At 52.7% G+C, this 24,798-nt stretch carries 20 protein-coding genes and 1 other RNA gene; 18 read left to right on the top strand and 3 right to left on the bottom strand.

The window, feature by feature from the left end; all coding sequences use genetic code 11:
• The first annotated feature begins 9 nt into the window (after positions 1–9).
• Complete coding sequence (gene rsmI / locus A9165_RS03900) at positions 10–858, top strand: 16S rRNA (cytidine(1402)-2'-O)-methyltransferase (protein ID WP_008950285.1); 849 nt, start codon at positions 10–12, stop codon at positions 856–858.
• A gap of 39 nt (positions 859–897) precedes the next feature.
• Positions 898–1,272, top strand: an RNA gene (gene rnpB / locus A9165_RS03895) — RNase P RNA component class A.
• Between the two features lie 39 nt (positions 1,273–1,311).
• Here rnpB and A9165_RS03890 read toward each other — a convergent pair.
• Together A9165_RS03890 and A9165_RS03885 are read right to left on the bottom strand one after the other, a co-directional pair.
• On the bottom strand, positions 1,312–2,571 hold the full coding sequence (locus A9165_RS03890; protein ID WP_065954970.1) for an HD-GYP domain-containing protein: 1,260 nt from the start codon (positions 2,569–2,571) through the stop codon (positions 1,312–1,314).
• Positions 2,572–2,740: 169 nt separating this feature from the next.
• On the bottom strand, positions 2,741–5,584 hold the full coding sequence (locus A9165_RS03885; protein WP_065954969.1) for a TonB-dependent receptor: 2,844 nt from the start codon (positions 5,582–5,584) through the stop codon (positions 2,741–2,743).
• 186 nt (positions 5,585–5,770) lie between these two features.
• On the opposite strand from A9165_RS03885, the gene A9165_RS03880 reads away from it, so the two are divergent.
• Both A9165_RS03880 and A9165_RS03875 read left to right on the top strand, forming a co-directional pair.
• Positions 5,771–7,168, top strand: coding sequence for an SH3 domain-containing protein (locus A9165_RS03880; protein WP_065954968.1), 1,398 nt, complete (start codon positions 5,771–5,773; stop codon positions 7,166–7,168).
• An 11-nt stretch (positions 7,169–7,179) separates the two neighbouring features.
• Positions 7,180–8,274, top strand: coding sequence for a dipeptide epimerase (locus A9165_RS03875; RefSeq protein WP_008950282.1), 1,095 nt, complete (start codon positions 7,180–7,182; stop codon positions 8,272–8,274).
• Here A9165_RS03875 and A9165_RS03870 read toward each other — a convergent pair.
• Entirely contained in the window at positions 8,271–9,116 is an 846-nt protein-coding gene (locus A9165_RS03870) for a MurR/RpiR family transcriptional regulator (RefSeq protein WP_065954967.1), read from the bottom strand. The two genes, A9165_RS03875 and A9165_RS03870, sit on opposite strands and share 4 nt — an antisense overlap.
• 350 nt (positions 9,117–9,466) lie before the next feature.
• On the opposite strand from A9165_RS03870, the gene mraZ reads away from it, so the two are divergent.
• The 14 genes from mraZ to ftsA are packed head-to-tail and all read left to right on the top strand — an operon-like array spanning position 9,467 to position 24,781.
• Positions 9,467–9,931 (top strand): division/cell wall cluster transcriptional repressor MraZ, encoded by a 465-nt coding sequence (gene mraZ / locus A9165_RS03865; RefSeq protein WP_065954966.1) that lies wholly within the window; start codon positions 9,467–9,469, stop codon positions 9,929–9,931.
• On the top strand, positions 9,932–10,870 hold the full coding sequence (gene rsmH / locus A9165_RS03860; protein ID WP_065954965.1) for a 16S rRNA (cytosine(1402)-N(4))-methyltransferase RsmH: 939 nt from the start codon (positions 9,932–9,934) through the stop codon (positions 10,868–10,870).
• The gene (gene ftsL, locus A9165_RS03855) at positions 10,870–11,178 is read left to right on the top strand and encodes a cell division protein FtsL (RefSeq protein WP_065954964.1); all 309 of its coding nucleotides are present in this window, start codon (positions 10,870–10,872) and stop codon (positions 11,176–11,178) included. Before rsmH ends, ftsL begins: the two co-directional genes overlap by 1 nt.
• Positions 11,175–12,926, top strand: a complete 1,752-nt coding sequence (locus A9165_RS03850; RefSeq protein WP_065954963.1) for a penicillin-binding transpeptidase domain-containing protein — start codon at positions 11,175–11,177, stop codon at positions 12,924–12,926. The genes ftsL and A9165_RS03850 overlap by 4 nt, the downstream gene beginning before the upstream one ends.
• Positions 12,916–14,370 (top strand): UDP-N-acetylmuramoyl-L-alanyl-D-glutamate--2,6-diaminopimelate ligase, encoded by a 1,455-nt coding sequence (locus A9165_RS03845; RefSeq protein ID WP_065954962.1) that lies wholly within the window; start codon positions 12,916–12,918, stop codon positions 14,368–14,370. Before A9165_RS03850 ends, A9165_RS03845 begins: the two co-directional genes overlap by 11 nt.
• Positions 14,367–15,746 carry a UDP-N-acetylmuramoyl-tripeptide--D-alanyl-D-alanine ligase gene (murF, locus tag A9165_RS03840; RefSeq protein WP_065954961.1) on the top strand — a complete coding sequence of 460 codons (1,380 nt, stop codon included), beginning with the start codon at positions 14,367–14,369 and terminating at the stop codon, positions 15,744–15,746. Before A9165_RS03845 ends, murF begins: the two co-directional genes overlap by 4 nt.
• Positions 15,740–16,822, top strand: a complete 1,083-nt coding sequence (mraY, locus tag A9165_RS03835) for a phospho-N-acetylmuramoyl-pentapeptide-transferase (RefSeq protein WP_008606720.1) — start codon at positions 15,740–15,742, stop codon at positions 16,820–16,822. The genes murF and mraY overlap by 7 nt, the downstream gene beginning before the upstream one ends.
• A gap of 6 nt (positions 16,823–16,828) precedes the next feature.
• Positions 16,829–18,160 (top strand): UDP-N-acetylmuramoyl-L-alanine--D-glutamate ligase, encoded by a 1,332-nt coding sequence (gene murD / locus A9165_RS03830; RefSeq protein ID WP_065954960.1) that lies wholly within the window; start codon positions 16,829–16,831, stop codon positions 18,158–18,160.
• Complete coding sequence (gene ftsW, locus A9165_RS03825) at positions 18,157–19,356, top strand: cell division protein FtsW (RefSeq protein ID WP_065954959.1); 1,200 nt, start codon at positions 18,157–18,159, stop codon at positions 19,354–19,356. Before murD ends, ftsW begins: the two co-directional genes overlap by 4 nt.
• Positions 19,349–20,434 (top strand): undecaprenyldiphospho-muramoylpentapeptide beta-N-acetylglucosaminyltransferase, encoded by a 1,086-nt coding sequence (murG, locus tag A9165_RS03820; protein ID WP_065954958.1) that lies wholly within the window; start codon positions 19,349–19,351, stop codon positions 20,432–20,434. The genes ftsW and murG overlap by 8 nt, the downstream gene beginning before the upstream one ends.
• Positions 20,431–21,885: a UDP-N-acetylmuramate--L-alanine ligase gene (gene murC, locus A9165_RS03815; RefSeq protein WP_065954957.1), complete on the top strand. Its 1,455-nt coding sequence runs from the start codon at positions 20,431–20,433 to the stop codon at positions 21,883–21,885. Before murG ends, murC begins: the two co-directional genes overlap by 4 nt.
• Positions 21,882–22,793, top strand: coding sequence for a D-alanine--D-alanine ligase (locus A9165_RS03810; protein WP_065954956.1), 912 nt, complete (start codon positions 21,882–21,884; stop codon positions 22,791–22,793). Before murC ends, A9165_RS03810 begins: the two co-directional genes overlap by 4 nt.
• A 3-nt stretch (positions 22,794–22,796) precedes the next feature.
• The gene (locus tag A9165_RS03805; protein WP_065954955.1) at positions 22,797–23,549 is read left to right on the top strand and encodes a cell division protein FtsQ/DivIB; all 753 of its coding nucleotides are present in this window, start codon (positions 22,797–22,799) and stop codon (positions 23,547–23,549) included.
• Positions 23,546–24,781, top strand: a complete 1,236-nt coding sequence (gene ftsA / locus A9165_RS03800; RefSeq protein WP_065954954.1) for a cell division protein FtsA — start codon at positions 23,546–23,548, stop codon at positions 24,779–24,781. Before A9165_RS03805 ends, ftsA begins: the two co-directional genes overlap by 4 nt.
• Positions 24,782–24,798 lie beyond the last annotated feature (17 nt).

Raw genomic sequence — 24,798 nt, 5'->3', positions numbered from 1 at the left:
TAGCGACTTATGACTAAACAAATCGGCTCACTTTATGTTGTAGCCACGCCTATTGGCAATCTGGACGATATAAGCCAGCGTGCAATCCGTACCTTACAGCAGGTTAGCTGTATCGCCGCTGAAGATACCCGCCACAGTGGAAAGCTGTTACAGCATCTGGGAATTAGCAACCGTTTATTCGCCTTGCATGACCATAACGAGAAACAGCGCGCTGCCAGCATTATTGAAAAATGCCTGGCGGGCGAAGAGGTGGCACTAATCTCCGATGCCGGTACACCGCTGATTAGCGATCCTGGCTATAACCTGGTACGGCAGTGTCGGGATGCCGGTGTGCCGGTAGTACCGATCCCCGGGCCTTGTGCACTTATCACTGCGCTCTGTGCCGCCGGCCTGCCTACCGATAAGTTTCAGTTTATCGGTTTTTTAGCAGCGAAATCGACGCAACGGCAAAACCAGTTAGCCGAGGTGCCAGCCGCCGGTGGCACCATTATTTGTTATGACACAGCGCGACGGATTCTGGATACACTGCAAGATGTGGTCGCGGTGTTCGGGCCAGAACGGCAGCTGGTTTTAGCGAAAGAGCTGACCAAAACCTTTGAGCATTTTGCTTGTGGCACCGCAGCAGAGATCAGCAGCTGGCTGACTGAGGATCCACAGCGCTGTCAGGGCGAAATGGTGCTGATGATTGCACCGGCACCGGCGAAAGCCGATGACTCAGTCCGTGAAGATGTGCAGCGTACGCTAAAAATCCTGCTCGCTGAGTTGCCACTGAAACAGGCGGCAGCGCTGGCGGCACAAATTCATAACGAAAAGAAGAATGCGCTCTATCAGTTGGCGCTGAGTTGGCAAACAGATTAGCGTTAGCCCTTAACGCGATTCTCGCGTATAATCCGCCACGGAGTCGGCCAGGGCAATCGCTGCTTGCGCAAGCAAGGGGAGGAAAGTCCGGGCTCCACAGGGCAGGGTGCCAGGTAACGCCTGGGAGGCGCGAGCCTACGACCAGTGCAACAGAGAGCAAACCGCCGATGGCCTAGCTGTTTACAGCTGGGATCAGGTAAGGGTGAAAGGGTGCGGTAAGAGCGCACCGCGCGACTGGTAACAGTTCGTGGCACGGTAAACTCCACCCGGAGCAAGATCAAATAGGCCCCCTATGGCGCGGCCCGCGTTGGGGGCGGGTAGATTGCTGGAGGCTTAGGGTGACCTAAGTCCTAGAGGAATGATTGCCACTCTGGCAACAGAGCACAGAACCCGGCTTACCGGCTGACTCCAATTTTTTCTGTTAGCGCCTTAACATCCAAGAATGTTGGGGCGCTAGCTTTTATCACTTTGCACGTAGTAGCTAATTTGTGCCCGCGGGTTAAGGTACGACATTACTTCAGCGGGTATGGATGCAGGCTTTAGTACTCTTTTCACCCCGAGTTTTCCCTCCTCCAGAGTAATCACCGGCGCTTCCAGTCTTGGGATCTGCGGATCGTAGATCAGTACATTAGGATAAAGCAGCTTATCGCTGTTAACTGAGAGCACTAAACCTATGCGCTGATCGCTTAATTCGATTATCGTTCCGGGTGGATAAACTCCCATCATTTTGATTAGCTGCGCCATATAGGTTGCATCAAGCTTACCTTTCATGCTTTTAAAAAGATATGACATGGCGTGATGTGGTGAGCGAGCTTTGCTGATATCCAAAGGGTGGCACAGATTATCGAATTCATTGATTACTGCCACCACTTTGGCCATTTTATCAATTTGTTCTGCCTTCAAACCGGCCGGATAACCGCTACCGTCAAGCAGTTCATGATGCTGGGCAATAATACTGATCGCTGCATCGGGAAACGATTCGGTTAATTGAATAAGATCAACACCGTATTTGGGATGTAATTTTAAAAAGTTTGCTTCGGCAGAGTTAAGTTTCTCTGCTTTGCGCAGAATTTGTGTTGGTACTTTCAACTTGCCCAAATCGTGAAACAATCCTCCCAAACCGATCAGTTTGATTTGCTCAGCTGTAAACCCAAGATCTTTGGCCAGCAGCATAGAAAGCATTGCCACATTAAGAACGTGATAGTAAAGGCTTTCCTGTTCTTTACCTGCTTGCGAGATCATATGCAATACCAGAGCATCGGCATTGACAATAATATCAGCAATTTGCGATATCATTTCTTTAGCTTCATCAACCGCTTGTAATGGACGGCTGTTGATTTTTGACATGATATTACGCACCTGTACCATCGATTGCTCAAAGGCTTTTTCGGTACGTTGGATCTGTCGTCGTTGCTCCTTTGCTTTTTCTACCCGTTCGCTTTTATCCCGTTCCAGATCCAGTCGGTAATGCTCTGCGCGTTGTTGTAGCAAAGAGGCTTCTGGTTCGAGCACTTTCTCGCTGGCTGGTACGATCGTGCTTTTCTCAGGGAAAAAATATACAAATTCGGTGTCGAGATTGCGGATGATCGCAACTTGTTCGATAGTCTCAACCTTGAATTTGTTAGAGATAAAAGGATGTTTAAACCAACTAAGCGGAATTTGGATAAAATATCCCACCTGGACTTGATTAGGACTAATTTTTGCTGCCGCCACTCAACACCTGTTTCTTATCCGAGCGAATATCTTCGAAAACTATAAGATAAGTTGCGTGAAGCAACAAATGTTATCCCGTAAATTGCTGCGATAAGTTGTTGCTTGCGCGTGGTTTTAAAAAATAGTTAAAAAAAGGGCTGCCGCAGCAGCCCAGTTCCTAAATGTTGCTTTACATAAACTTGTATTCCAGCAACAGGGTATAAGCTCGACCGCGTGGGTCGGCAATCCGTGGCTCCCAGGCCGCACCGGCAGCAAAGTCATTCTGATGCGCAGTGAACGGCGGATCCTGATCAAACAGGTTTTTGATGCCGAAGGTAAAGTTCAGGTTATCAAAGCCACTGTAGGTCATGCTGTAGTTGTAGGTGGTATAACTACTGACGTTGGGATTCCAACCGCTTGGCGTATAGCTGCCATTACGGACACTCACCGGCAACTCGTCTTTATAGCCATCACGGTAGATCTGGGTCAGGCTATGGCTCCAGTCACCTCGGGTATAGCTCAGATTCAGCGTATGTTTCCACTTAATCGGTAAGTTAAAGTAGCGTACATACTCGCCAACCAGGTTAGGACTGTATGGGAGCGTCTCCAGTCCCTTAGTTTTAAAGGTATCAATATAGCTACCGTTCAGGTTCAGGCGCCATTTGCCATCAGCGAAATCGCCGGTCAGGTTAGCGTCAATTTCAATACCGCGGGTCAGGGTACCACCCGAGTTGATAAAGCGGCGATCGATAGCAACGATCTGGCCATTGCTGTCGCGGATCCAGTTCGCCTGAAACACATCGTAGTTGTTGATTAGAACATCCCGAGGTGCTGAGCGGATAGTATCGGTACGCTCAATTTCCCACCAGTCGACACTAAAGTTAAAGTTATCAAAAGGCGCAACCACTACACCGAAACTCTTCTGCTCTGATTCTTCCGGTTTCAGGTCTGGCTTACCACCAAAAATCTCCACCGGCCGGATCGAGGCACAACCCGGAATGGTCTCACTGGCGACTGCGCCCGGACAAGTTGCCGGGTCAGCCAGATCTAAGCCGGTATACTGCGACTCGGTGTTACCGTTAAACAACTGGTTAAAAGAGGGCACTTTAAAACCAGTACTGAAGGCGCCGCGGATCATTACTTCCTCTATCGGACGATAGTTAAAGCTGACTTTAGGGTTAGTGGTGCTGCCAAAACCATCATAGCGGTCATAACGACCGGCCAGGCTGACATCGAGACTATCTAATACCGGCAGATAAAACTCTACAAAAACCGCTTTAATATCGCGGCTGACTTTATCCAGCACGTTAGCGTTGTCAAAGGGCGCATTAAAGATCGGCCGCATCTGTGCGCGCTGATCACCGTTAAACTTAAATTCCTCGCGGCGTAAGTCAGTACCAATAGCGGCCTGAATTTCACCGCCCGGTAGCTCGAAACCTAACCCTCCGGTAAAGGTGGCATCCAACTGTGTCATCAACGACTCACCGTCATACAAGCGTACGCCGTCAGCAGACGCTGCTTGTAACGCTGCCATACCAGCATCAGACTGGCGTTGTCCCGGGAATAGGAAGGGGTTGATTAAACCACTACCCAGAACCTGCTGTAACGCATCGGTGTAATGATAGCCGCTGGCCAGTATTGAGTTTGAGGTGCTGGAGGCGCGGGATAAGCCGACGGCATAGTCCCAGTCAAAAGCACTAATAATGCCTTCGAATGCAGCATTAATGCGGTAAGATTTGGTTTCGGTATCAATCTGCCGTGGTCCGCATGCCATACAGCGCCAACGGTAGGCAATAGGTTCGCCATAGTTTAGCTGGCTGGTGCCAAAGTAGTTTGCCAGTGCGGTATAAATTAAGTTATACGATGCCCCTGTTACCGGATACCAGGTGCTCCGGTTAAAAACGGCACCCGGAGAGATTTGGTTGGGTTCAAACGCCTTGCTGACATCAACTTTTGAGCCAACAAACTCAAAGTACGCCATATGCTCATCACTAAGCTTGAAAGAAGCCCGGCTGATAAAATCCAGACTATCCATTGGCTGCTGGATCCGCGCGGCGGCAGGATAATCCCAGGCACAGGCATAACGTGACGAAATCGAACTCCAGAGCCGCTCATCATAAGGGCCCATATTCGGACCGCCATTTTCACAACCTAAACCGCCTGGTAAATCCAGAATGTTAATGGCAATCATATTCAGGCCATCACGTGGATCGCGTAAACCGGTACCGATCAGGTTGCGTTCTGCCGCCGGCCGGTTAAATACTGTTGCAAAAGGGGTACCGCGGGTATCGGGTGATAAACCACGCTCCGGCTGAAAAGTATTGGAGAAAGCACGATCGGTACCCTCCAGCGTCTCATTTTTCTTGTAGCTCAGAGTACCAAACACGTTCCAGCCATCTTTATTAATATCACCGGCACCGAGTAACAGGTTAGTACGGTAGATATTACCGCCACCGGCTTCAGTCGTATCGGCAAAAGCAGAAACTTCGGCACCGGTATAATCTTTCTTGGTGATAAAGTTGATAACACCACCGATGGCATCGGTACCGTACATGGCAGAAGCACCATCACGCAGTACTTCAACCCGTTCCAGCGCTGCAAAAGGGATTGAATTCAAATCTACTGCCCGACCTTTTAACCCGTGCGTTGCCACCCGGCGGCCGTTTAACAGCACCAGTGTCGCATCTGCGCCCTGACCACGCAGGTTGGCACCGGATACACCATTATTACCGCGCTGCTCTTCTGAGACGATACCGCCATTACTGGCCAGGTTATCTGACGAATTACCGGCGATATTCAGCTGCATTAATAGCTGTTCTGCGGAGGTAATACCCTGAGCATCGATTTCCGCTTTGCTAAATACGGTCAGCGGCAGCGAACCTTCGATATTGGTTCTTTTAATGCTGGAACCGGTAACCCGGATCCGTTCTACTTTTGCATCCTCGGCGTCCGGAACTGCTGTGTCCTGCGCCATGACGACTGATGAGCCCAAGCCGGCAAGGGCAATGGACTGAATGAGCCTGTTCAACTTCATTGCAATCTCTCCTGGATATTACACCCTTTATAATTATTTCATCGTTACGCTGCTTAGCCGTGCGGCGCTGTGCAGGGATGTAGATTTTCTGCACAAAATTAACATAGCAATCTTTTGTTGGTTTTGAAAATAATTTATGCTAAAAAATAACAAATTCAGGAATATTTCATTCCGACGGAGTCTGGGTTGAACAGAATACTGGCTGTAAGCACCTGTTTTTGGCTGATGATGCTGCCATTATTGTTGCCGGGTAGTGGCCGTGCCCAAACCCCGGACTGGCAGTCTGACATTCCGCTACTACAGCAACAGCATCTAAGCGCAGACTACTGGCTGACGAAACTGCCAGAAGCTCAGCAACTACTGCTCGACGCGCAACAAATCCAGGCTTTTAATCAGCGCACCTTTGCCGTGCAGCCAGAAATGCAACCCATCGCCGAAATCGCGCTTAGTCATTCCCGCGAGCAGTTGTTAGAGCGGTTGAATAAGGTTAGCAGTATTCCGGGCAGTGCGCGCTTTTTCGCCGATGGCCGGGCGCTGGTTGAAGCAGATTGGTTGCCACTGCAAGCTGCTCTGAATCGCGATGGCATTGCTGAGATTAATCCGACGCGGTTTGCCCTGGTCACCCGACGCAGCTTGCTGTTAGCCTTTCCGACGAAACTGCGGATCTTTAATGACGCCATGGCGCTGGATTTAAACCGCCTGCAGGAAACTGCCGTCTTCGTCGGTGAGCCGCTGGCGGTGTTACACCAAACCGCGGACCAGCAATGGTCACTGGTTCAGAACTATCATTACACCGGCTGGGTAGAAACCTCAGCGCTCGCGATCGGCGAAAGGCAACAGGTATTAGCCTATGCTGCAGCTGAACCCTTTCTGGTAATCACCGGCGCCAGAGCGCACACTAATTTCAACCCAGAGCTGGCCGCTATTTCTGAGCTGCAACTGGATATGGGGGTGCGGCTACCGCTACTAACTGCCGCCAGTCAGGGGCACAGTATTTATGGCCAGAATCCGCATGCCAGCTATATTGTACAGCTACCCATACGGGGCGCTGATGGCAACCTAGAGCTGGTGCCAGCCTTGATTGCGCGCAACCAGGACGTGTCGGTGGGCTACCTGCCATACACCACAGAGCAGCTGCTGCGCCAGGCGTTTAAATACCTCGGGCAGCGATATGGCTGGGGCTATGACTATAACAGTGTTGATTGTACCGGCTTGCTGGTCGATGTGTTCCGTACCTTTGGTCTGCTGATGCCGCGTAATTCCGGTGAGCAAGGTTATGGAGACTTTGGGCAAAACCGGCGTTTTGCCGAAGATTTACCGGTGGCGGACAAATTGGCGTTGCTAAAGTCAGCACAGGTCGGTGATTTGCTGTATCGCCCCGGCCATGTGATGATCTATCTGGGCGAAAGTGGCGGTGAGCCCTTTGTGCTGCATTCGGTATTTGATCTGGCCTATTACCAACAGGATGGTCGTTTTTATCGCGGTACCTTGAACGGAGTGGCTGTAACACCCCTGACTCCACTTTATCTGACAGCAGAGCAGAGTTATCTGCACCGGCTGTATAATATTAAATCGCTGCGTTAACCGAGGTGCGCATGAAAATTACCGATATCCGGCTGGGCATGCTACGGGTGCCGCTAAAGACGCCATTCAAAACGGCATTGCGGACAGTGAATCAGATTGAAGATGTGGTGGTGGTGGTAGAAACCGATACCGGCCATCTGGGCTATGGAGAGGCACCGGCAACGGCGGTGATCACCGGTGATATTCATGGCTCCATCATCGAAGCGATCCGTACCGTAATCAAACCCAAGCTGTTGGGGCAGGAGATTAGTGATTTAAATCACATTATCCGACTGATCCAAGGCTGTATTATGAAAAATTACAGCGCCAAGGCGGCTGTTGAGATGGCGGTGTATGATTTGTTCGCGCAATCCTATCAGGCGCCACTGTATAAGGTGCTCGGCGGTGGCGTGCCGCGGCTGACCACCGACATTACCATCAGTGTCGATTACATTGATAAGATGGTCGCGGATTCACTGGATGCGGTCGCCAATGGCTTTGAAACCCTGAAAGTTAAGGTGGGTAAGGATATTGGCGTCGATATAGAGCGGGTAAAAGCCATTTATAACGCGGTGGCCGGCAAAGCCTTGATCCGGCTGGATGCCAATCAGGGCTGGACTGCCAAGGAAGCTGTTTATGCGCTGCATAAGCTGGAGGATGCCGGGGTGCGGCTGGAGCTGGTGGAGCAGCCGGTTAAATATTACGATCTGGAAGGACTGAAATATATTACCGAGCGGGTTCATACGCCGGTGATGGCCGATGAAAGCAGCTTTGGCCCGCGCGAGGTGATTGAGCTTATCAAGATGCGGGCCGCCGATATTATCAATATTAAGCTGATGAAAACCGGTGGTATCTCCAACGCCATTAAGATCGCCGATATTTGCTCCTTCTACGATATGCAGTGCATGATTGGCTGTATGCTGGAAAGCAGTATTAGTGTCGCAGCGGCGGTACATGTTGCGGTGGCGAAAGCTGATGTGATTACCAAGGTCGATCTGGATGGGCCCTCGCTCTGTGCCTTTAATCCGGTGCATTGCAGTGTGAACTTTAACGGCCCGGATATCACCATAGGTGATGCGCCGGGTCTGGGCGTGACTGCGATTGATGGCCTGGAGTGGTTAAACTAACTCTTTTCCAGCAACGCCAGCAATTTATTGTGCTCTGTAATATGCTGGCGGTAACTTGGGCTTTGGCAGAGCAACAAATAGAGTAAATGACACAGGTGTTGCTGCGCCTGTTGGGTGACCAGCCGAGCCAAATGCTCGTCGGTTTCAGTATCCAGCGTAAATAAGGTCACGTCAGCCCCAGCGCTTTGCGCACTGGTTTGAAAACGGGTCAGGGAGATGATCTGTAATTGCCGGCGTTTGGCATATTTCTCCAGCCGCAGTAAATCAGCATTTTCGCCACTATCAGAAATCAGCAGTACGATACTGCCCTCGGGCAGGGTGCGGGCCAATTGTAAACTGACCGCCGGATCACTATGAAACAGCGCCAGCTTTCCCAGTTCCAGTAAGCGGCTTTGCATATCAGCCGCTACCACGGCGGAATGAGCACTGCCAGCTAACAGAATTTGCCGGGCTTGTTGCAGCATTTTGGCGGCTTGCTGCAGCCGGCTTTCCGGGTTGATGGTCAGCAAGCCGCGCAGGCCTTGCCATAAACTCTGCTGCAGTTGCTCAGCTAACTGCGCCAGACCGCTGAGTTCAGCATTATTTTCCGGTGCGTCCCGTTGCAGGGTGGTGGCAGTGACCACCGCTTCAGTGATCGCCAGCTTTAGATCGGGGTAGCCTTTATAGCCCAGTTTCTGGCAAAATTTCACCACGCTGGACTGGCTGATCCCTACCGCATCCGCCAGCTGCTGTGACGAATAGTCGCGTAGCAAGTTAGAGTTATCCAGAATAAAGTCCGCCAACTTACGCTCACTGGCAGAAAGTTGGTCTAACATTCCTTTTATTTTCAACAGACTAAGCATCGATTGGCGCCTTATAATGTGCTGGCCAGTCTGGACAGAGGTTTTATATTGAATAATTTATTCCGCAATAGCAAGTTTCACTATTCCGTTGCCGCAGCGATTTAATTTCCCACTAAATCATTTACTTCCTCCAAGCCGCGAAATTAGCGGGATCTTATTCGATCTGTGATGCTGTTTTTACCTTGACAGGTGCCGAAGTGGCACCCTAAACTGTCTCATTGTGGGGATAAGTGGGTAATTGTGGATCATTTTGGAGTGCAGAACGCGCTTAGTGGGATAACTAAGGTGTCACTGCCACGCCATTGAGTGCCACCTTAACGACCGTTAACACTTAATACAGGCAAATAACGATGTTTCGTGGATCATTCACACTGACATTAGATGACAAAGGCCGGTTAGCGCTGCCAGCGCGTTACCGCGACCGCCTTTTGTCTGAAAATCAGGGTCAATTGATCTGTACCATCGATCTGCATGATCCCTGTTTATTGCTGTTTCCGCTGGCAGAGTGGGAAGAAATCGAAGAAAAATTGCAGTCACTCTCCAGTTTGAACCCGCAGGAGCGCCGTTTACAGCGCATTTTGCTGGGTAACGCCACCGAATGCGATATGGATAAAAGCGGCCGGATCCTGCTGCCTGCCTTTTTACGGCAGCATGCCAACCTGGGCAAAAATATCCGTTTGGTGGGTCAACTTAATAAATTTGAAATCTGGGATGAAACCACCTGGCAAGACCGTCTGGCCGCTGATATTGAGCTGGAACAGGCGCAAGCTGGCTCGGTGGAGTTATCCGAACGCTTACAGGATTTTGTACTGTAAATGACCACAACTGAGCATATTTCGGTACTGTTGGCGGAAACGCTGACAGGCCTGGCGATCAAGGCTGATGGCATCTATCTGGATGGCACCTTCGGCCGCGGTGGTCACAGCCGGGAAATCCTGAAACAGCTTGGCCCTCAAGGCCGGCTGTATGCCATAGATCGCGATCCTGCCGCCATCGCTGCCGCAGCCCCACTGCAAGCCGATGCGCGTTTTCATATCACTCACAGCCCCTTTGCCGCCCTGGCGAACATTGCCGAATCTCTGGCTATTTTTGGCAAAATTGACGGTATTTTGTTGGATCTCGGCGTTTCTTCCCCCCAACTGGATGAAGCCGAGCGTGGTTTTAGTTTTATGCGAGATGGCCCACTGGATATGCGAATGGATCCAACCAGTGGTTTGTCAGCCGCAGAGTGGTTAGCCAGTGCTGATGTTGAAGATATCAGTTTTGTGTTGCGTGAATATGGCGAAGAGAAGTTTGCCTGGCGCATTGCCAACAGCATTGTTAATAGCCGTGCCGAGCAGCCGTTAACCCGCACCGGCCAGTTAGCTGACCTGATAAGCCGCGCGGTGCCCAAAAGTGCCAAAGAGAAAAAGCACCCGGCTACCCGCAGCTTCCAGGCTATCCGCATCTACATCAACAGTGAGCTGGAGCAAGTGAACCTGGCGCTGCAGGGCGCTATGGCGTCACTTAAACCTGGTGGTCGCCTCTGTGTCATTAGCTTTCACTCGCTGGAAGATCGGCTGGTGAAACAGTTTATGCGGCGTCATGCCAAGCCAGAAGCTGTGCCGCGCGGTTTGCCGCTGACAAATGCCCAGCTGCAACAAGAGGTACCGTTAAAATTGATCGGCAAGGCCATCATGCCATCTGATGCTGAATTGGCGGCCAACCCGCGCGCCCGTAGTGCGGTGCTACGGATTGCTGAGAGGACGCTCTGATGAGCGAGATCCGGTTATCTACCCAAATCAGACAACAATGGCAGCAGCGCAAGCTGGTGCTGTTGTTGTTATTGGCTTGTGTGTTAACCGCTCTGGCAGTAGTGCAAATGGCACATTTAAACCGGCAACTGACGATCCAGCAGGATCAGAATTACCAGCAGCGTGATCAGCTGGATACAGAATGGCGCAACCTGTTGCTGGAGCAGCGGGCGCTGGCCGAGCATAGCCGGGTGGAAGAAATTGCCCGCCGGCAACTAAATATGGAAAGACCGAGCGGCAATCGGGATATCACGGTGAGGCAACCATGAAGCGGCCCGTAGCGAAAGCCCAGGCAAAAACCAGAAAGCAGCCGACAGTGCTGGGCTGGCGCTTTGCTTTTGTGATGCTCAGCTTAAGTGCGGTCTTTGTGGCACTGGTTGCCCGCGCAGCCTGGTTGCAAGTGCTGGAGCCGGATATGTTGGTCACTCAGGGCGACCTGCGTACCTTACGGATTGAATCCGACAAGGTGATGCGCGGTATGATCCTCGATCGGCATGGCCAGGCGTTAGCAGTGAGTGTGCCGGTAGAAGCGATCTGGGCTGACCCGAAAGAAGTGATTGAGCGCAACGCTGCGGCCGATGAGCGGCGTTGGCATGCACTGGCTGAAATTCTGCAAATGACGCCGCAACAATTACTACAGCGGATTGGTGATAACCCGAGCCGGCGCTTCGTTTATTTGCAACGCCAGGTTAATCCTGCGGTGGTCGAATATGTGCGTAAGTTAAAGGTGCCTGGGATTCATTTTCGCCAGGAATCACGGCGTTATTACCCGGCCGGTGAAGTTGCGGCGCAGTTGATAGGTTTTACCAATATTGATGATGTCGGCGTTGAGGGTATCGAGAAGCGTTTTAACGACTTACTAACCGGTACCGCCGGGCGCAAAGTGTTCCGTAAAGACGCCAAAGGCCGTGAAATTGAAGTGCTGGAGCGTGAAGCGTCACAGGAACCGGCAGATGTTGTGCTGAGTATTGATCAGCGGATCCAGGCGGTCGCCTATCGCGAGCTGAAGAAAGCCGTGCTGGCGCATGGCGCAGCTTCCGGCTCTGCCGTGGTTGTCGATGTGCATACCGGTGAGATCCTGGCGATGGTCAACAGCCCGTCATTTAACCCGAATAACCGCCGCAATACGCCGGTGCATCGTTTCCGCAATCGCGCCATCACCGATACCTTTGAACCCGGTTCTACGATGAAACCGCTGGCGGTACTCAGTGCGCTGGAATTTGGCAACGCCAAACTGGATACCATGGTCGATGTCAGTCCCGGCGTGATGCGCATCGGCGGCAGCTGGGTGCGGGATCCGAACAACTATGGCAGCTTAAGCCTGGGCGGTATCATTCAAAAGTCCAGTAATATGGGTGTGGCCCGTCTGGTGTTACAGATCCCGCATCAAAATGTCATTGGCTTATACAGTAATCTGGGCCTGGGCCAGGATACCGGCACCGGCTTAACCGGCGAGAGCAGCGGTATTTTCAGTTTCCGTCAGCGTTGGTCTGATTTTGAACGCGCTACTTTCTCTTATGGCTATGGCTTATCCGTCACTGCAGTACAGCTGGCCAGAGCTTACGCCACCATTGGCAATGGCGGGGTCAACCGGCCACTGAGCATTCTGAAAGTGGAGCAGCCTGAACCAGGTGAGCGGGTATTAAAACAAGAATATGCGCTGGCCATGTTAGAAATGATGGAAAGCAGTATCGCGCCTGGCGGTACTGCAACCCGGGCACAAATTCCGGGTTACCGCGTCGGTGGCAAAACCGGTACTGCCCGTAAAGCGGTCGCTGGTGGTTACGGCAATGACTATATCGCCTCCTTTGCCGGTGTTGGCCCAATCAGTAATCCACGCTTGGTAACAGTGGTCGTTATTAACGAGCCGGCCGGTGATTTCTACCACGGCGGCGAAATCGCGGCCCCGGTATTTTCCCAGATTATGGGTGCTGCCATGCAGTTACTGAACTTACCGCCGGATGCGCAAAGCCGGCCCAGGATCTCTGCCGTAAGGAGTACACAAAATGCCGGTTAACAGTAAAGTCTGGTTAGCAGCGCAGTGCCCCCAGGTGCCGGAGTGCACACTGGCGAATTTGCGCATTGATAGCCGTCAGGTGCAAAAAAACGATGTCTTTATTGCACTGCCCGGCACCCATACCGATGGTCAGCATTTTATTAGTCAGGCGCTGGCGCAAGGCGCTGCTCTGGTACTCACCCATACCGGCAGTTACAGCGATCCGCGAGTTCAGGTATTGCCCGAGCTGAATACAGTGTTACCCGAGTTGGCAGCCAGTTTCTATGGTCACCCGCAACAACAGCTGACGCTGGTGGGCGTGACCGGTACTAATGGTAAGTCCTCGGTCAGCAGTTTTATCGCGCAGTTGGCAGAGCAGCTCGGACTGAAAAGCGCCATTATCGGTACCCTCGGCTATGGCCCTTGGCAGCAATTGACACCACTAAAGAACACCACGCCGCATTTTGTTGATTTACAACGTATTTTTGCCGAAATGCTAACCAGCGGTGTACGACTGGTAGCGATGGAGGTGTCATCCCATGCCTTAGTGCAGCAGCGGGTTGCCGGCCTGGAATTCGCAGCCGCTGTCTTCACCAACCTGAGCCGGGATCATCTGGATTATCACGGTAGTATGCAGGCCTATGCTGAAGCCAAGGCATTATTGTTTCAACAGTCGCAAAGTCGGTTGGCGGTGCTGAATCTGTCTGATGAAACCGGTCGTAGTTATGCCACTCATTGTCAGATCCCGGTTTTTGGCTATGGCAAAACCGCGGACTGTAGCGATCCTGCTGCTCTGACCTATCAGTGTGCGGCGCCAAATGAGCAAGGTATTTACTGCGAGCTACAGGCTGAGGGTGTGCATTATCAGTTGCAGTTGCCGCTCCTTGGCGAATTTAATGTGCAGAATGCGCTGGCAGCGATACGTTGTCTGCAAGCGCTGGGACAGCCGTTACCGGCGCTATTACAGGCTGCCGCTAAACTAAAAGCTGTTGCCGGGCGGATGGAACAATTTCCGTTTAAAACCGGCGCCACTGTGGTGGTCGATTACGCCCATACTCCGGATGCATTGCGGCAAACCTTACTGGCGCTGCGCGCCCACTGCAGTAACCATTTATGGACCGTGTTTGGCTGCGGTGGCGACCGCGATAAAGGCAAGCGGCCCTTGATGGGGCAACTTGCTGAGCTGCTATCTGATCATGTGATCCTAACGTCGGATAACCCGCGCACTGAAGATCCGCTGCAGATTCTGCAGGATATAGTGGCTGGCTTTAGTAATGATCACTGTTATGTGCTGGAGCCGGATCGCCGTTCTGCCATTAAGTTAGCAGTGGCGCAGGCTCAGGCAGGCGACATAGTACTGCTTGCCGGTAAAGGCCATGAAACTGAGCAAATTATCGGTCAGACCGCGCTGCACTATGACGAGCGCGCCTATGTACAGCAGCTGCAAAGGGAGATGGCACTATGATCCCGCTGCGTTTATCTGAGTTGGCAACTATTCTGCAGGCCCCTTTAGTCGGCGAAGATCGGCTGATTGAGAACATCAGTACCGACAGCCGTACCCTGGAAGGCGCGGCGCTGTTTCTGGCGTTAAAGGGCCCGAATTTCGATGGCAATCAGTTTTTGGCTGACGTCGCGGCGAAGGGTGCGGTAGCGCTGATTTGTAATCAACAGCCGCCGGTTGCCCTGCCTTATATTCTGGTGCCGGATGGCCGGATAGCTTTGGGTCAGTTGGGCGCGGCACTGAAGCAACGGTTGGCGCCGAAAACGGTGGCGATTACCGGTAGTGCCGGTAAAACCACGGTAAAAGAGATGTTGGCGGCGATCTTAAGCCAGCAGGGGCCGATATTGGCGACTGCGGGTAATTTTAATAATGACATCGGTGTACCCCTGACCCTGCTGCGGTTAACACCGGAGCACCAATATGCGGTACTTGAACTGGGAGCCAACCATCCCGGCGAGGTAGCTTATACCACGGCATTGGTGAAGCCGGATGTCGCCTTGATCACCAATGCCGCCGCTTCGCATCTGGAAGGTTTTGGCGATGTTTATGGCGTGGCCCGAGCTAAAGCTGAAATCTACAGTGGTTTAACTGATACCGGCAGCGCAGTAGTGTCACTGGACAGCGACTTTAGCGATTACTGGCTGGCGCAGGTCAGACAGCAAGCCTGCCAGACCTTTAGTTTACAAAATCCGGCAGCTGATTTTTATGCCTCTGACATTCGTCTGGATGCCAGTGGTTGTGCGCATTTTCTGTTACATAGCCCGCAGGGCAATGAGCAAATCCAGCTGAAAATCCCCGGCCGGCATAATGTCGCTAATGCGCTGGCTGCCGCCGCTGCAGCCCTCGGACTGGGCCTGAATTTACGGCAAGTACAGCGCGGTCTGCTCGGGATGCAAGCGGTTAAAGGTCGTACTAATTTGCTGACGCCCAAAGCCGGTCTGAAAATTATTGACGATACCTACAATGCGAATGTGGAATCAGTAAAAGCGGCCATTGACTTGCTGGCCAGCTATTCTGGCTTCCGTGGCCTGTTACTCGGTGATATGGGTGAACTGGGTGCTGACGCCCGTTTATACCATGAACAGATTGGCGATTACGCCAAAAAAGCCGGTATTAATCTGTTATTCACTGTTGGTGTGTTATCACAGAGCGCCAGTGACCGCTTTGGAGTTACTGGTGCCCATTTTAGTCAACAGCAAACGCTGGTCGAGCATTTGCTACCAATCATTGCCGGTCAACAAGACGTTACGCTCCTGGTGAAAGGTTCACGCAGCGCGAGAATGGAAAAGGTTGTACAGGACTTGCTAGAACGTTGTCAGCAGGAGACTCAGCCATGTTAGTGTGGTTAGCAGAGTATTTAACGCAGTATATCAGTGCCTTTAATGTGATCAGCTATCTGACATTCCGGGCGATTTTGGGCGTATTAACCGCCTTGTTACTCAGCCTGTACCTCGGGCCCAAGCTGATCGCCGCCTTACAGCGGATGCAGATTGGGCAGGTGGTACGCAATGACGGCCCTGAGAGCCATTTCTCGAAGAAAGGCACGCCGACGATGGGCGGGCTGTTGATCCTCGGTTCGATTCTGATTTCGACCTTGTTATGGGCCAATCTGAGCAATAAATACATTTGGGTGGTGCTGTTTGTGCTGGTCAGCTTTGGCACCATCGGCTTTATCGATGATTACCGCAAAGTGATCCGTAAGGATCCCAAAGGTTTGATCGCGCGCTGGAAGTACTTCTGGCAATCGGTATTTGCGCTGTTAACCGCGTTTTTCCTTTATGCCACAGCCGAACGGCCGGCAGAAACTGCGCTGCTATTGCCTTTTTTCAAAGAGGTGATGCCACAGCTGGGCTTACTGTTTATTGCGTTGGCCTATTTTGTGATTGTCGGCACCAGTAATGCCGTCAATCTGACCGACGGCCTGGATGGTCTGGCCATAGTGCCTACCATTATGGTCGCCGGCGCCTTTGCCATTATTGCCTATGCCAGCGGTAACGTAAACTTTGCCAACTATCTGAATATTCCTTTCCTACCTTATGCCGGGGAACTGGTCGTGTTCTGCGCCGCCCTTATCGGCGCGGGTTTAGGTTTCCTTTGGTTTAACACCTACCCGGCGCTGGTGTTTATGGGGGATGTCGGTTCTTTAGCGCTGGGTGCGGTGCTTGGTGTGATTGCCATTCTGGTACGGCAGGAAATCGTGCTGTTTATCATGGGCGGTATCTTTGTGATGGAAACCCTGTCGGTGATCCTGCAAGTAGGCTCCTACAAACTGCGCAAACAGCGGATTTTCCGGATGGCGCCAATCCATCACCATTACGAATTAAAGGGCTGGCCTGAGCCACGGGTGATCGTGCGCTTCTGGATCCTGTCGATCATCTTTGTGCTGGTAGGGTTAGCCACCCTGAAACTGAGATAAGAAGTTATGCCAGATTTGTTGACTGCTAAACGTATCGCTGTCGTCGGGCTGGGCCAATCAGGTCTGGCCACGGTGCGTTTTTTGCTGTCAAAAGGTTTGAAGCCGGTGTTAATGGATACCCGTAAGCAACCAGCCGGGCTGGAACAGATCGCGCCGGAAAAGGTAGATGGTATCTATTTAGGTGAGCTAGATGCCAACCGTCTGGCACAGATGGAGCTGATTATTGTCAGCCCCGGCTTATCAGTTAAACATCCGGCACTGCGTTTTGCCCGCCTGCAGGGTGCGACAGTGCTGGGTGATGTCGAACTTTTTGCCCGTTTCAACACTAAACCTGTGGTGGCAATAACAGGTTCTAATGGCAAATCTACCGTCACCCGCCTTACCGAAGCGATGTTACAGCAAAGTGGTATCAAAGCACTGGCCGCTGGCAATATTGGTTTGCCGGTATTGGATGCGCTGGCAGAGCAAAGTGCAGAAGTCTATGTGCTGGAGTTATCCAGCTTCCAGCTGGAAACGACCGACAGTTTAAAGCTCGTCGCCGCGGCTAACCTGAATGTTAGTGCTGACCACCTCGACCGCTATAACGATTTGGCTGATTATGCTGCCGCCAAGCAACGTATTTATCAGCACAGTGCGCTGGCGGTTTACAACGCGGAAGACAACCTGACGCTGCCAGCCACCTCCGGGCCGAGACTTGGTTTGAGCTTGCAGGATAACGGTAGTGGCTATGGCATAGTGCAGCATCAGCAGCAGGAGTATCTGTTGGTCGCCGGGGCACCGTTGTTGCCGGTGTCTGAGCTGAGCTTATTTGGTAAGCATAACCAGTTCAATGCGCTGGCTGCTGCAGCGTTAGCCTTAGCGGCAGGTGCCAGCCGCGAGGCGATTGCCACCACATTAAAAACCTTCCGCGGCCTGGCGCATCGTTGTGAGCTGGTACTGGAGCGAAACGGTGTACGCTGGGTCAACGATTCTAAGGGCACCAATATCGGCGCAACTCTGGCTGCGTTGGCCGGACTGCGCAGCAGTGTCAAAGGCAAGCTGATCCTGATTGCCGGCGGTGATGCCAAGGGCGCTGATCTGACTGAATTGCAACCGGCGCTGCAGCGCGATGTGCAGCAGCTGATTACGCTGGGGCAGGATGGCCCGGCGCTTGCGGCCCTGCTACCTGACAGCATTCAGGTAAAAACGCTGCAGCAGGCAGTAAAAACAGCGGCCAGTCTGGCGAAACCAGGTGATATGGTATTGTTGTCGCCGGCCTGTGCCAGCCTGGATATGTTTAAAAGTTATGCCGATCGCGGTGAACAGTTCGCGGCTGCCGTCAGGGAGTTAAAGCCATGAAAGCCTTAACCCTGCCGGCACGTTTTAACCCTTTCCCACGTTTGGATGCCTGGTGGCAATCCCGAGACGAGGGTACCTTTGACAATATGTTCCTGACCGCATTGCTGTTGGTGCTGGCCTTTGGTCTGGTGATGGTGACCAGTGCCTCGATCCCGGTGGCAGAGCGGCTGCACGGTAATCCACTGCACTTTACCATCCGGCATTTAATTTATATGGCGATGGGCTTCACCGCGGCCTATGTCGTGACCCGTTTACCGGTTAGTTTCTGGCACACTTACAATATGCAATTGTTATTTGCTGCCCTGGCCTTACTGGTTGCGGTACTGATTTTTGGTAAAAACGTCAATGGTTCTACCCGTTGGCTGGCGCTGGGCCCGATTAATATTCAGGGTGCTGAGCCGGCGAAGTTATTCTTTTTCTCTTATCTGGCCAGCTATCTGGTGCGCCGGCATGAAGAGGTCAGGGAAAACCTGATGGGTTTTTTAAAGCCACTGCTGATGCTGTTTGTGGTGGCGGTGTTACTGCTGATGCAGCCTGACTTAGGAACCGTTATCGTGATGTTTGCGACGGCGGTAGTGCTGTTGTTTTTGGCCGGTGCCAAGCTCTGGCAGTTTATTGCGCTGATCCTCACCGGTCTGGCGGCAATCGCGGTGCTGATATTTTACAGCGAGTATCGCTGGCGTCGGGTGACGGCCTTCCTCGATCCCTGGGCTGATCCTTTTGGTAGCGGCTATCAGTTAACGCAGTCTTTAATGGCTTTTGGTCGTGGCGGCTGGTCTGGGCAAGGGCTGGGCAACAGTATTCAAAAATTGGAATACCTGCCGGAGGCCCATACCGACTTTATTATCTCGGTGATTGCCGAAGAAACCGGTTTCTTCGGGGTGGCTCTGCTACTTAGCTTGTTATTCCTGATGGTGTTCCGCGCCTTATTGATGGGCAGCCGGGCTCTGCAAAAAGGCATGAGTTTCCATGGTTTTCTGGCCTATGCCCTGGCGATCTGGATCGGCTTTCAAACCGCGGTCAATGCCGGCATGGCCAGCGGTTTGCTGCCAACCAAAGGTATGACCTTGCCCTTTGTCAGCTATGGTGGCAGTAGTCTGATTATTATGCTGATGGCTGCAGCCTTGCTGCTGCGGATTGATTTCGAAGTCAGGTTGCAGGGCAAGCAAGCGGTGAGCGGAGGTAAGCATGACTAAACCTCTGGCTCTGATTATGGCAGGTGGTACTGGTGGCCATATTTTCCCGGCGTTGGCAGTGGCCAGATCGCTACAGGCCGATGGCTGGGACATCGCCTGGCTTGGTACTGCAGATCGGATGGAAGCACGGCTGGTGCCGGAATTCGGTTTACCCTTTTACCCGATTGAGGTGGCAGGGCTACGCGGTAAAGGTTGGCGCAGTAAGTTGCTGGCGCCCTGGATGCTGGTCAAAGCTTTACTGCAGGCTAGACGCCTGGTTAGACGGCTGAAGCCGACATTGGTATTGGGCTTTGGTGGTTATGCCAGTGGTCCCGGTGGCCTGGCGGCACGCTTAAGCGGCATCCCTTTGTTGATTCACGAACAAAATGCGGTACCCGGCAGCACCAATAAACTGCTGGCACAGCTGGCCATGAAAGTGCTGGTAGCCTTTCCGCAGGCCTTTGCCGACTCGGTGAAGCAGCAATTGGTTGGCAATCCGGTACGCAATGAAGTGATTAATTGCCGTCTTGGCCGGCAACAGAATCCCGAGTTACGGGTGCTGGTGGTCGGAGGCAGTCTGGGCGCCAAAGCGTTGAATGAACAATTACCGCCGCAACTGGCGCAGCTGGCCAGACAGGGGCAAGTTGCGGTCTGGCATCAAACAGGTGAAGCCATGCGCGATACGGTCGATGCTGCTTACCAACCACTACGCCAGCTGGGTATGACGGTTCAGGTTGAGGCCTTTATCAAAGATATGGCCGCTGCCTATCGCTGGGCCGATGTGGTGATTTGTCGCGCCGGTGCACTGACGGTGAGTGAAGTGGCCGCTGCCGGCATTGCCGCCATTTTTGTGCCGCTGCCCACGGCCATTGACGATCATCAGACCGCAAATGCACGCAGTCTGACCAGTGTCGAAGCGGCCTGGCTATTACCGCAAAATCAGCTGGCCCAGCCGGGTATAGTGCCATTACTGGCCGGCGTTTTAACAGATAAAACCGAGCTACAGCGCCGGGCAGATAAGGCCCGGGCTTTTGCGCTCGATAATGCAGCGGCAGAGGTGGTTGCCATATGCCGGCAAGTAACAGGACAAGTAGTATGATTACGACACTGCAACAGAAAAAACAGGCTATGCGCCGGGTCGAGCGGATCCATTTTGTCGGTATTGGTGGCGCCGGTATGGGCGGCATTGCCGAGGTGCTGCTAAACGAGGGCTACAAAGTCAGCGGCTCTGATATCGCACCCGGTGCCGTGACCGAGCGCTTAATCAGCCTGGGTGCTGAGATAGTGTTTGGCCATGCTGCCAATAATGTTCAGGGTGCCAGTGTGGTGGTGGTTTCCAGCGCCATCAAGCAGGAAAACCCTGAAGTGGCTGCGGCGCGCGAACAGCGGATCCCGGTAGTACGCCGGGCAGAAATGTTAGGTGAACTGATGCGCTTTCGCCACGGTATCGCCATCGCCGGCACGCATGGTAAAACCACGACCACCAGTTTAATGGCGTCTGTTTTTGCTGAAGCCGGTGCCGATCCGACCTTTGTTATTGGTGGCTTGTTAAATTCTGCCGGCTCTAATGCACGGCTGGGCGCCGGACGCTATCTGATTGCTGAAGCCGACGAGAGTGATGCCTCCTTTTTACATTTACAGCCGATGGCGACGGTAATTACTAATATCGAAGCCGACCATATGGATACCTATCAGGGTGACTTTGAAAAGCTAAAAGCCACTTATCTGGAGTTTTTGCATAATCTGCCGTTTTACGGCTTAGCGGTCGTCTGCCTGGATGATGCTGTGCTGCGCGGCCTGATCCCGCAAATTGGTCGCACTGTGCTGACCTATGGCTTTAGCGAAGATGCCGATTACCGGATTAGTGAGTTTAGTCAGTTAGGCACCCGCAGCCAGTTTGTGATCACCGATCCGGCCGGTAACCAGCGCGAAATCAGCCTGAATTTACCGGGCCGGCATAATGCACTTAACGCCACAGCGGTATTTGCGCTGGCGCAGGACGAGGGCATTGCAGAGCAGGCAATTTTGGCGGCATTAAATAAATTCGAAGGTATAGGCCGGCGTTTTCAACAATACGGCGAGTTTGACACCGGCCGTGGTAAGGTGCTGCTGTTAGATGATTATGGTCACCATCCGACCGAAGTGGCTGCTACTGTTGCCGCAGTGCGCAGTGCCTGGCCACAACGCCGTCTGGTAATGTGTTACCAGCCACACCGCTATACCCGCACCCGTGATCTTTATGACGACTTTGCCCGGGTGCTGTCAGAAGTGGATACGTTATTGCTGCTGGAAGTGTATGCTGCCGGTGAAGCACCGATAGCCGGCGCTGACAGTCGTAGCCTGGCGCGCTCTATTCGCGCCCGTGGCCAGCTGGAGCCGATCTATGTTGCACAACCGGCGGATTTGGCAGCCAGTCTGGCAGAAGTATTACAGGATGGTGATGTGGTGCTGACGCAAGGTGCCGGCAATATTGGTAGCCTGGTGAAACAACTGGCTGCGATGCAACTCGATATTGAACAGTTAAAAGCAACCAAGGGAGCTGCGCAATGAGCCAGAATGCAAAAGTTGCCGTGATGTTTGGTGGCCGCTCGGCAGAACGCGAGGTGTCGCTGCGCTCCGGTAAGGCCGTATTAGCCGCGCTGCAGGATGCCGGTATCAATGCCTTTGCTTTTGATCCGAAGGAACAACCACTGGCCAGTCTGAGTGCCGATAAAGTCTTTATCGTGCTACATGGTCGCGGCGGTGAAGATGGCACTATGCAAGGTGCATTACAGCAGCTGGGTTTACCCTATACCGGTAGCGGTGTGCTTGGCTCAGCGCTGGCAATGGATAAAATTCGCTGTAAATGGCTGTTTCAGGCGCAGGGCTTACCGACAGCGCCCTTTTTAGTGGTGCGCCCTGGCGATACTAATTACGCCGCTATGTTGCAACAGCTCGGCGGTAAGGTGATGGTTAAACCTGCCAATGAAGGCTCCAGCATTGGCATGAGTGCTGCCAGCAATGCGGCAGAGCTGGCCGCTGCTATCGCCACCGCCCATCAATATGATCAGGAAGTGCTGGTTGAGCGCTGGATTGACGGTCGGGAATTTACCATCGCTATTTTAAATGATCAGGTATTACCGATAGTTGAAATGCGTACGCCGCGCGCGTTTTATGATTACGAAGCCAAATATCAGGCCAATAGTACTGAGTATCTGTGCCCGGCGCCGTTAACGGCAGAGCTGACCGCGGCAATGCAGCAAAGCGCGCTGGCCGCCTTTAAAGCGGTGGGCGCCAGTGGCTGGGGGCGGGTTGATCTGATGCTGGATCAGAGCGGGCAGCACTATTTACTGGAAGTGAACACTGTACCGGGGATGACTGAGAAATCGCTGGTACCTATGGCGGCCAAGGCAGCCGGTTATAGCTTTCAGCAATTGGTGCTGGCGATTTTACAACAAGCCGACAGCGCCCGGAGCTAACGGATGAAAGCAGCGCAGACGCAGATCACACCACGCAGCCGCACCGAGTTTGTGCTGGGCCTGGTGTTCTTTGTCTGTTCTATTTTGTTTTTACTGTATCTGATTGCCGAGGTGCGCAACTGGGTACGGGATCAACAAAGCGCGCCAATCTCGCAGGTTCGGTTATATGGCAAGTTTCAGCAGTTGGACGTTAACAACCTGCAGCAGCGCTTGCATCAGGAATATGTGGGGAATTTTTTTCGGGTGGACGTGGATCAGGTGCAGCAGTTCCTGCAACAGCAACCATGGGTGTATCAGAGTGCCGTGCGCAAACTTTGGCCTGATACGCTGGTGGTGGTGGTAACGGAGCAGCAGCCGGTGGCAATTTGGAATGGTGAGCAGTTACTGAACGAAAAAGGGCAGGTGTTTGCCGCCCCAATACAACAACTGAACCAACCTTTGCCCTGGCTGTACGGTCCGGATGGGACCGAGCAGGATGCCCTGAACATGTTCGGCCGCATGCAGCAGTTAATGACGCTGCATCAGTTTGATGTACAAAAGGTGTATTTAACCGAACGCTTTGCCTGGCGACTGGAACTGGCCGATGGCCTGAGTTTGCAGCTGGGCCGCGAAGATACGCTGAAGCGGTTGCAACGCTTTATTGAGTTGTATCCGACCATGCAACAGCACCAGGCCGGGATGGCAGAGGTGGATTTACGTTATGACACGGGTATTGCCGTGCGCTATGCAGTAACAGACACTAAGAGAAAAACATGACAAAGTCAGCAGAACGGGATTTGATTGTTGGTCTGGATATCGGCACCGCTCAGATAAAGGCGGTAGTAGGCGAGATCACCGCCGACAACCAGTTGAGCATCGTCGGCGTCGGCACCCATGCCTCACGGGGTATGGATAAGGGTGGCGTTAACGATCTGAACCTGGTGGTACAAGCGGTGCAACGCGCCATTAACGAGGCCGAACTGATGGCCGATTGCCAGGTTTCCTCGGTTTATCTGGGGATCACCGGCAAGCATATCCGCTGCCAGAACGAAAGTGGGATGGTACCAATCAATGATACTGAGGTCACGGCGGAAGATGTGGCCAGCGTGATTCATGCCGCCAAGTCAGTGCCGATCTCTGCCGAGCGCCGGATGCTACACGTGTTACCGCAAGAGTTTTCAGTTGATATGCAAGAGGGTATCAAGAGCCCGGTTGGCATGTCAGGCGTGCGGATGGAAGCACGGGCCCACATTATCACCTGTGCCAATGACATGGCGAAGAATATTGAGAAGTGTGTAGAGCGCTGTACCTTACAGGTTGATCAACTGATTTTTAATGCTCTGGCATCCAGCTATGCGGTACTGACTGATGATGAAAAAGAGCTTGGCGTCTGCGTGGTCGACATTGGTGGCGGCACCATTGATATCGCCATCTTCACCAATGGCGCTTTGCGGCATACCGCGGTAATCCCGGTGGCCGGTAATCAGGTGACCAGTGATATTGCCAAGATTTTCCGTACGCCAATCAGCCATGCGGAAGATATTAAGGTGCAGTATGCCTGTGCCCTGCGCAGTATGGTGGGGAAAGAGGAAAGTATCGAAGTCCCTAGTGTTGGTGGCCGGCCAGCCCGCTCCATGTCGCGTCATACGCTGGCAGAAGTGGTAGAGCCGCGTTATCAGGAATTATTTGAACTGGTGTTGGAAGAAATCCGCTCCAGTGGTTTAGAAGAGCAAATTGCTGCCGGCTTGGTGCTAACCGGTGGTACCGCCAAGATGGAAGGTGCGGTCGAATTTGCAGAAGATATTTTCCAGATGCCGGTACGGCTCGGTTATCCGATGCATGTTACCGGGCTTCGGGATTACGTCAGTGACCCGGCCTATGCCAGTGTCATTGGCTTATTACTTTATGGCAAAGATGTGCGCAGCCAGCAAAAAGCTGCCGGTCAGAGTCGGGAATCTGTCAGCGGCTGGCTGAAAAAAATCAGTAGCTGGTTTAATGGTCAATTTTAAGTAAGCGTAAAAAAACG

It is taken from the genome of Alishewanella sp. HH-ZS (assembly GCF_001704375.1).
Classification (GTDB): Bacteria; Pseudomonadota; Gammaproteobacteria; order Enterobacterales; family Alteromonadaceae; genus Alishewanella; species Alishewanella aestuarii.
Note: the sequence above shows the minus strand (reverse complement) of the source record. Positions and strands in the feature narration are given on the sequence as shown.

Coding starts and splice junctions, on each gene's coding strand:
- A9165_RS03850 (WP_065954963.1), top strand. CDS start 11,175: ATGAAGCGGCCCGTAGCGAAAGCCCAGGCAAAAACCAGAAAGCAGCCG.
- mraY (WP_008606720.1), top strand. CDS start 15,740: ATGTTAGTGTGGTTAGCAGAGTATTTAACGCAGTATATCAGTGCCTTT.
- ftsW (WP_065954959.1), top strand. CDS start 18,157: ATGAAAGCCTTAACCCTGCCGGCACGTTTTAACCCTTTCCCACGTTTG.
- ftsL (WP_065954964.1), top strand. CDS start 10,870: ATGAGCGAGATCCGGTTATCTACCCAAATCAGACAACAATGGCAGCAG.
- A9165_RS03845 (WP_065954962.1), top strand. CDS start 12,916: ATGCCGGTTAACAGTAAAGTCTGGTTAGCAGCGCAGTGCCCCCAGGTG.
- mraZ (WP_065954966.1), top strand. CDS start 9,467: ATGTTTCGTGGATCATTCACACTGACATTAGATGACAAAGGCCGGTTA.
- rsmH (WP_065954965.1), top strand. CDS start 9,932: ATGACCACAACTGAGCATATTTCGGTACTGTTGGCGGAAACGCTGACA.
- A9165_RS03805 (WP_065954955.1), top strand. CDS start 22,797: ATGAAAGCAGCGCAGACGCAGATCACACCACGCAGCCGCACCGAGTTT.
- A9165_RS03885 (WP_065954969.1), bottom strand. CDS start 5,584: ATGAAGTTGAACAGGCTCATTCAGTCCATTGCCCTTGCCGGCTTGGGC.
- A9165_RS03875 (WP_008950282.1), top strand. CDS start 7,180: ATGAAAATTACCGATATCCGGCTGGGCATGCTACGGGTGCCGCTAAAG.
- murG (WP_065954958.1), top strand. CDS start 19,349: ATGACTAAACCTCTGGCTCTGATTATGGCAGGTGGTACTGGTGGCCAT.
- ftsA (WP_065954954.1), top strand. CDS start 23,546: ATGACAAAGTCAGCAGAACGGGATTTGATTGTTGGTCTGGATATCGGC.
- murF (WP_065954961.1), top strand. CDS start 14,367: ATGATCCCGCTGCGTTTATCTGAGTTGGCAACTATTCTGCAGGCCCCT.
- A9165_RS03870 (WP_065954967.1), bottom strand. CDS start 9,116: ATGCTTAGTCTGTTGAAAATAAAAGGAATGTTAGACCAACTTTCTGCC.
- murD (WP_065954960.1), top strand. CDS start 16,829: ATGCCAGATTTGTTGACTGCTAAACGTATCGCTGTCGTCGGGCTGGGC.
- rsmI (WP_008950285.1), top strand. CDS start 10: ATGACTAAACAAATCGGCTCACTTTATGTTGTAGCCACGCCTATTGGC.
- A9165_RS03810 (WP_065954956.1), top strand. CDS start 21,882: ATGAGCCAGAATGCAAAAGTTGCCGTGATGTTTGGTGGCCGCTCGGCA.
- murC (WP_065954957.1), top strand. CDS start 20,431: ATGATTACGACACTGCAACAGAAAAAACAGGCTATGCGCCGGGTCGAG.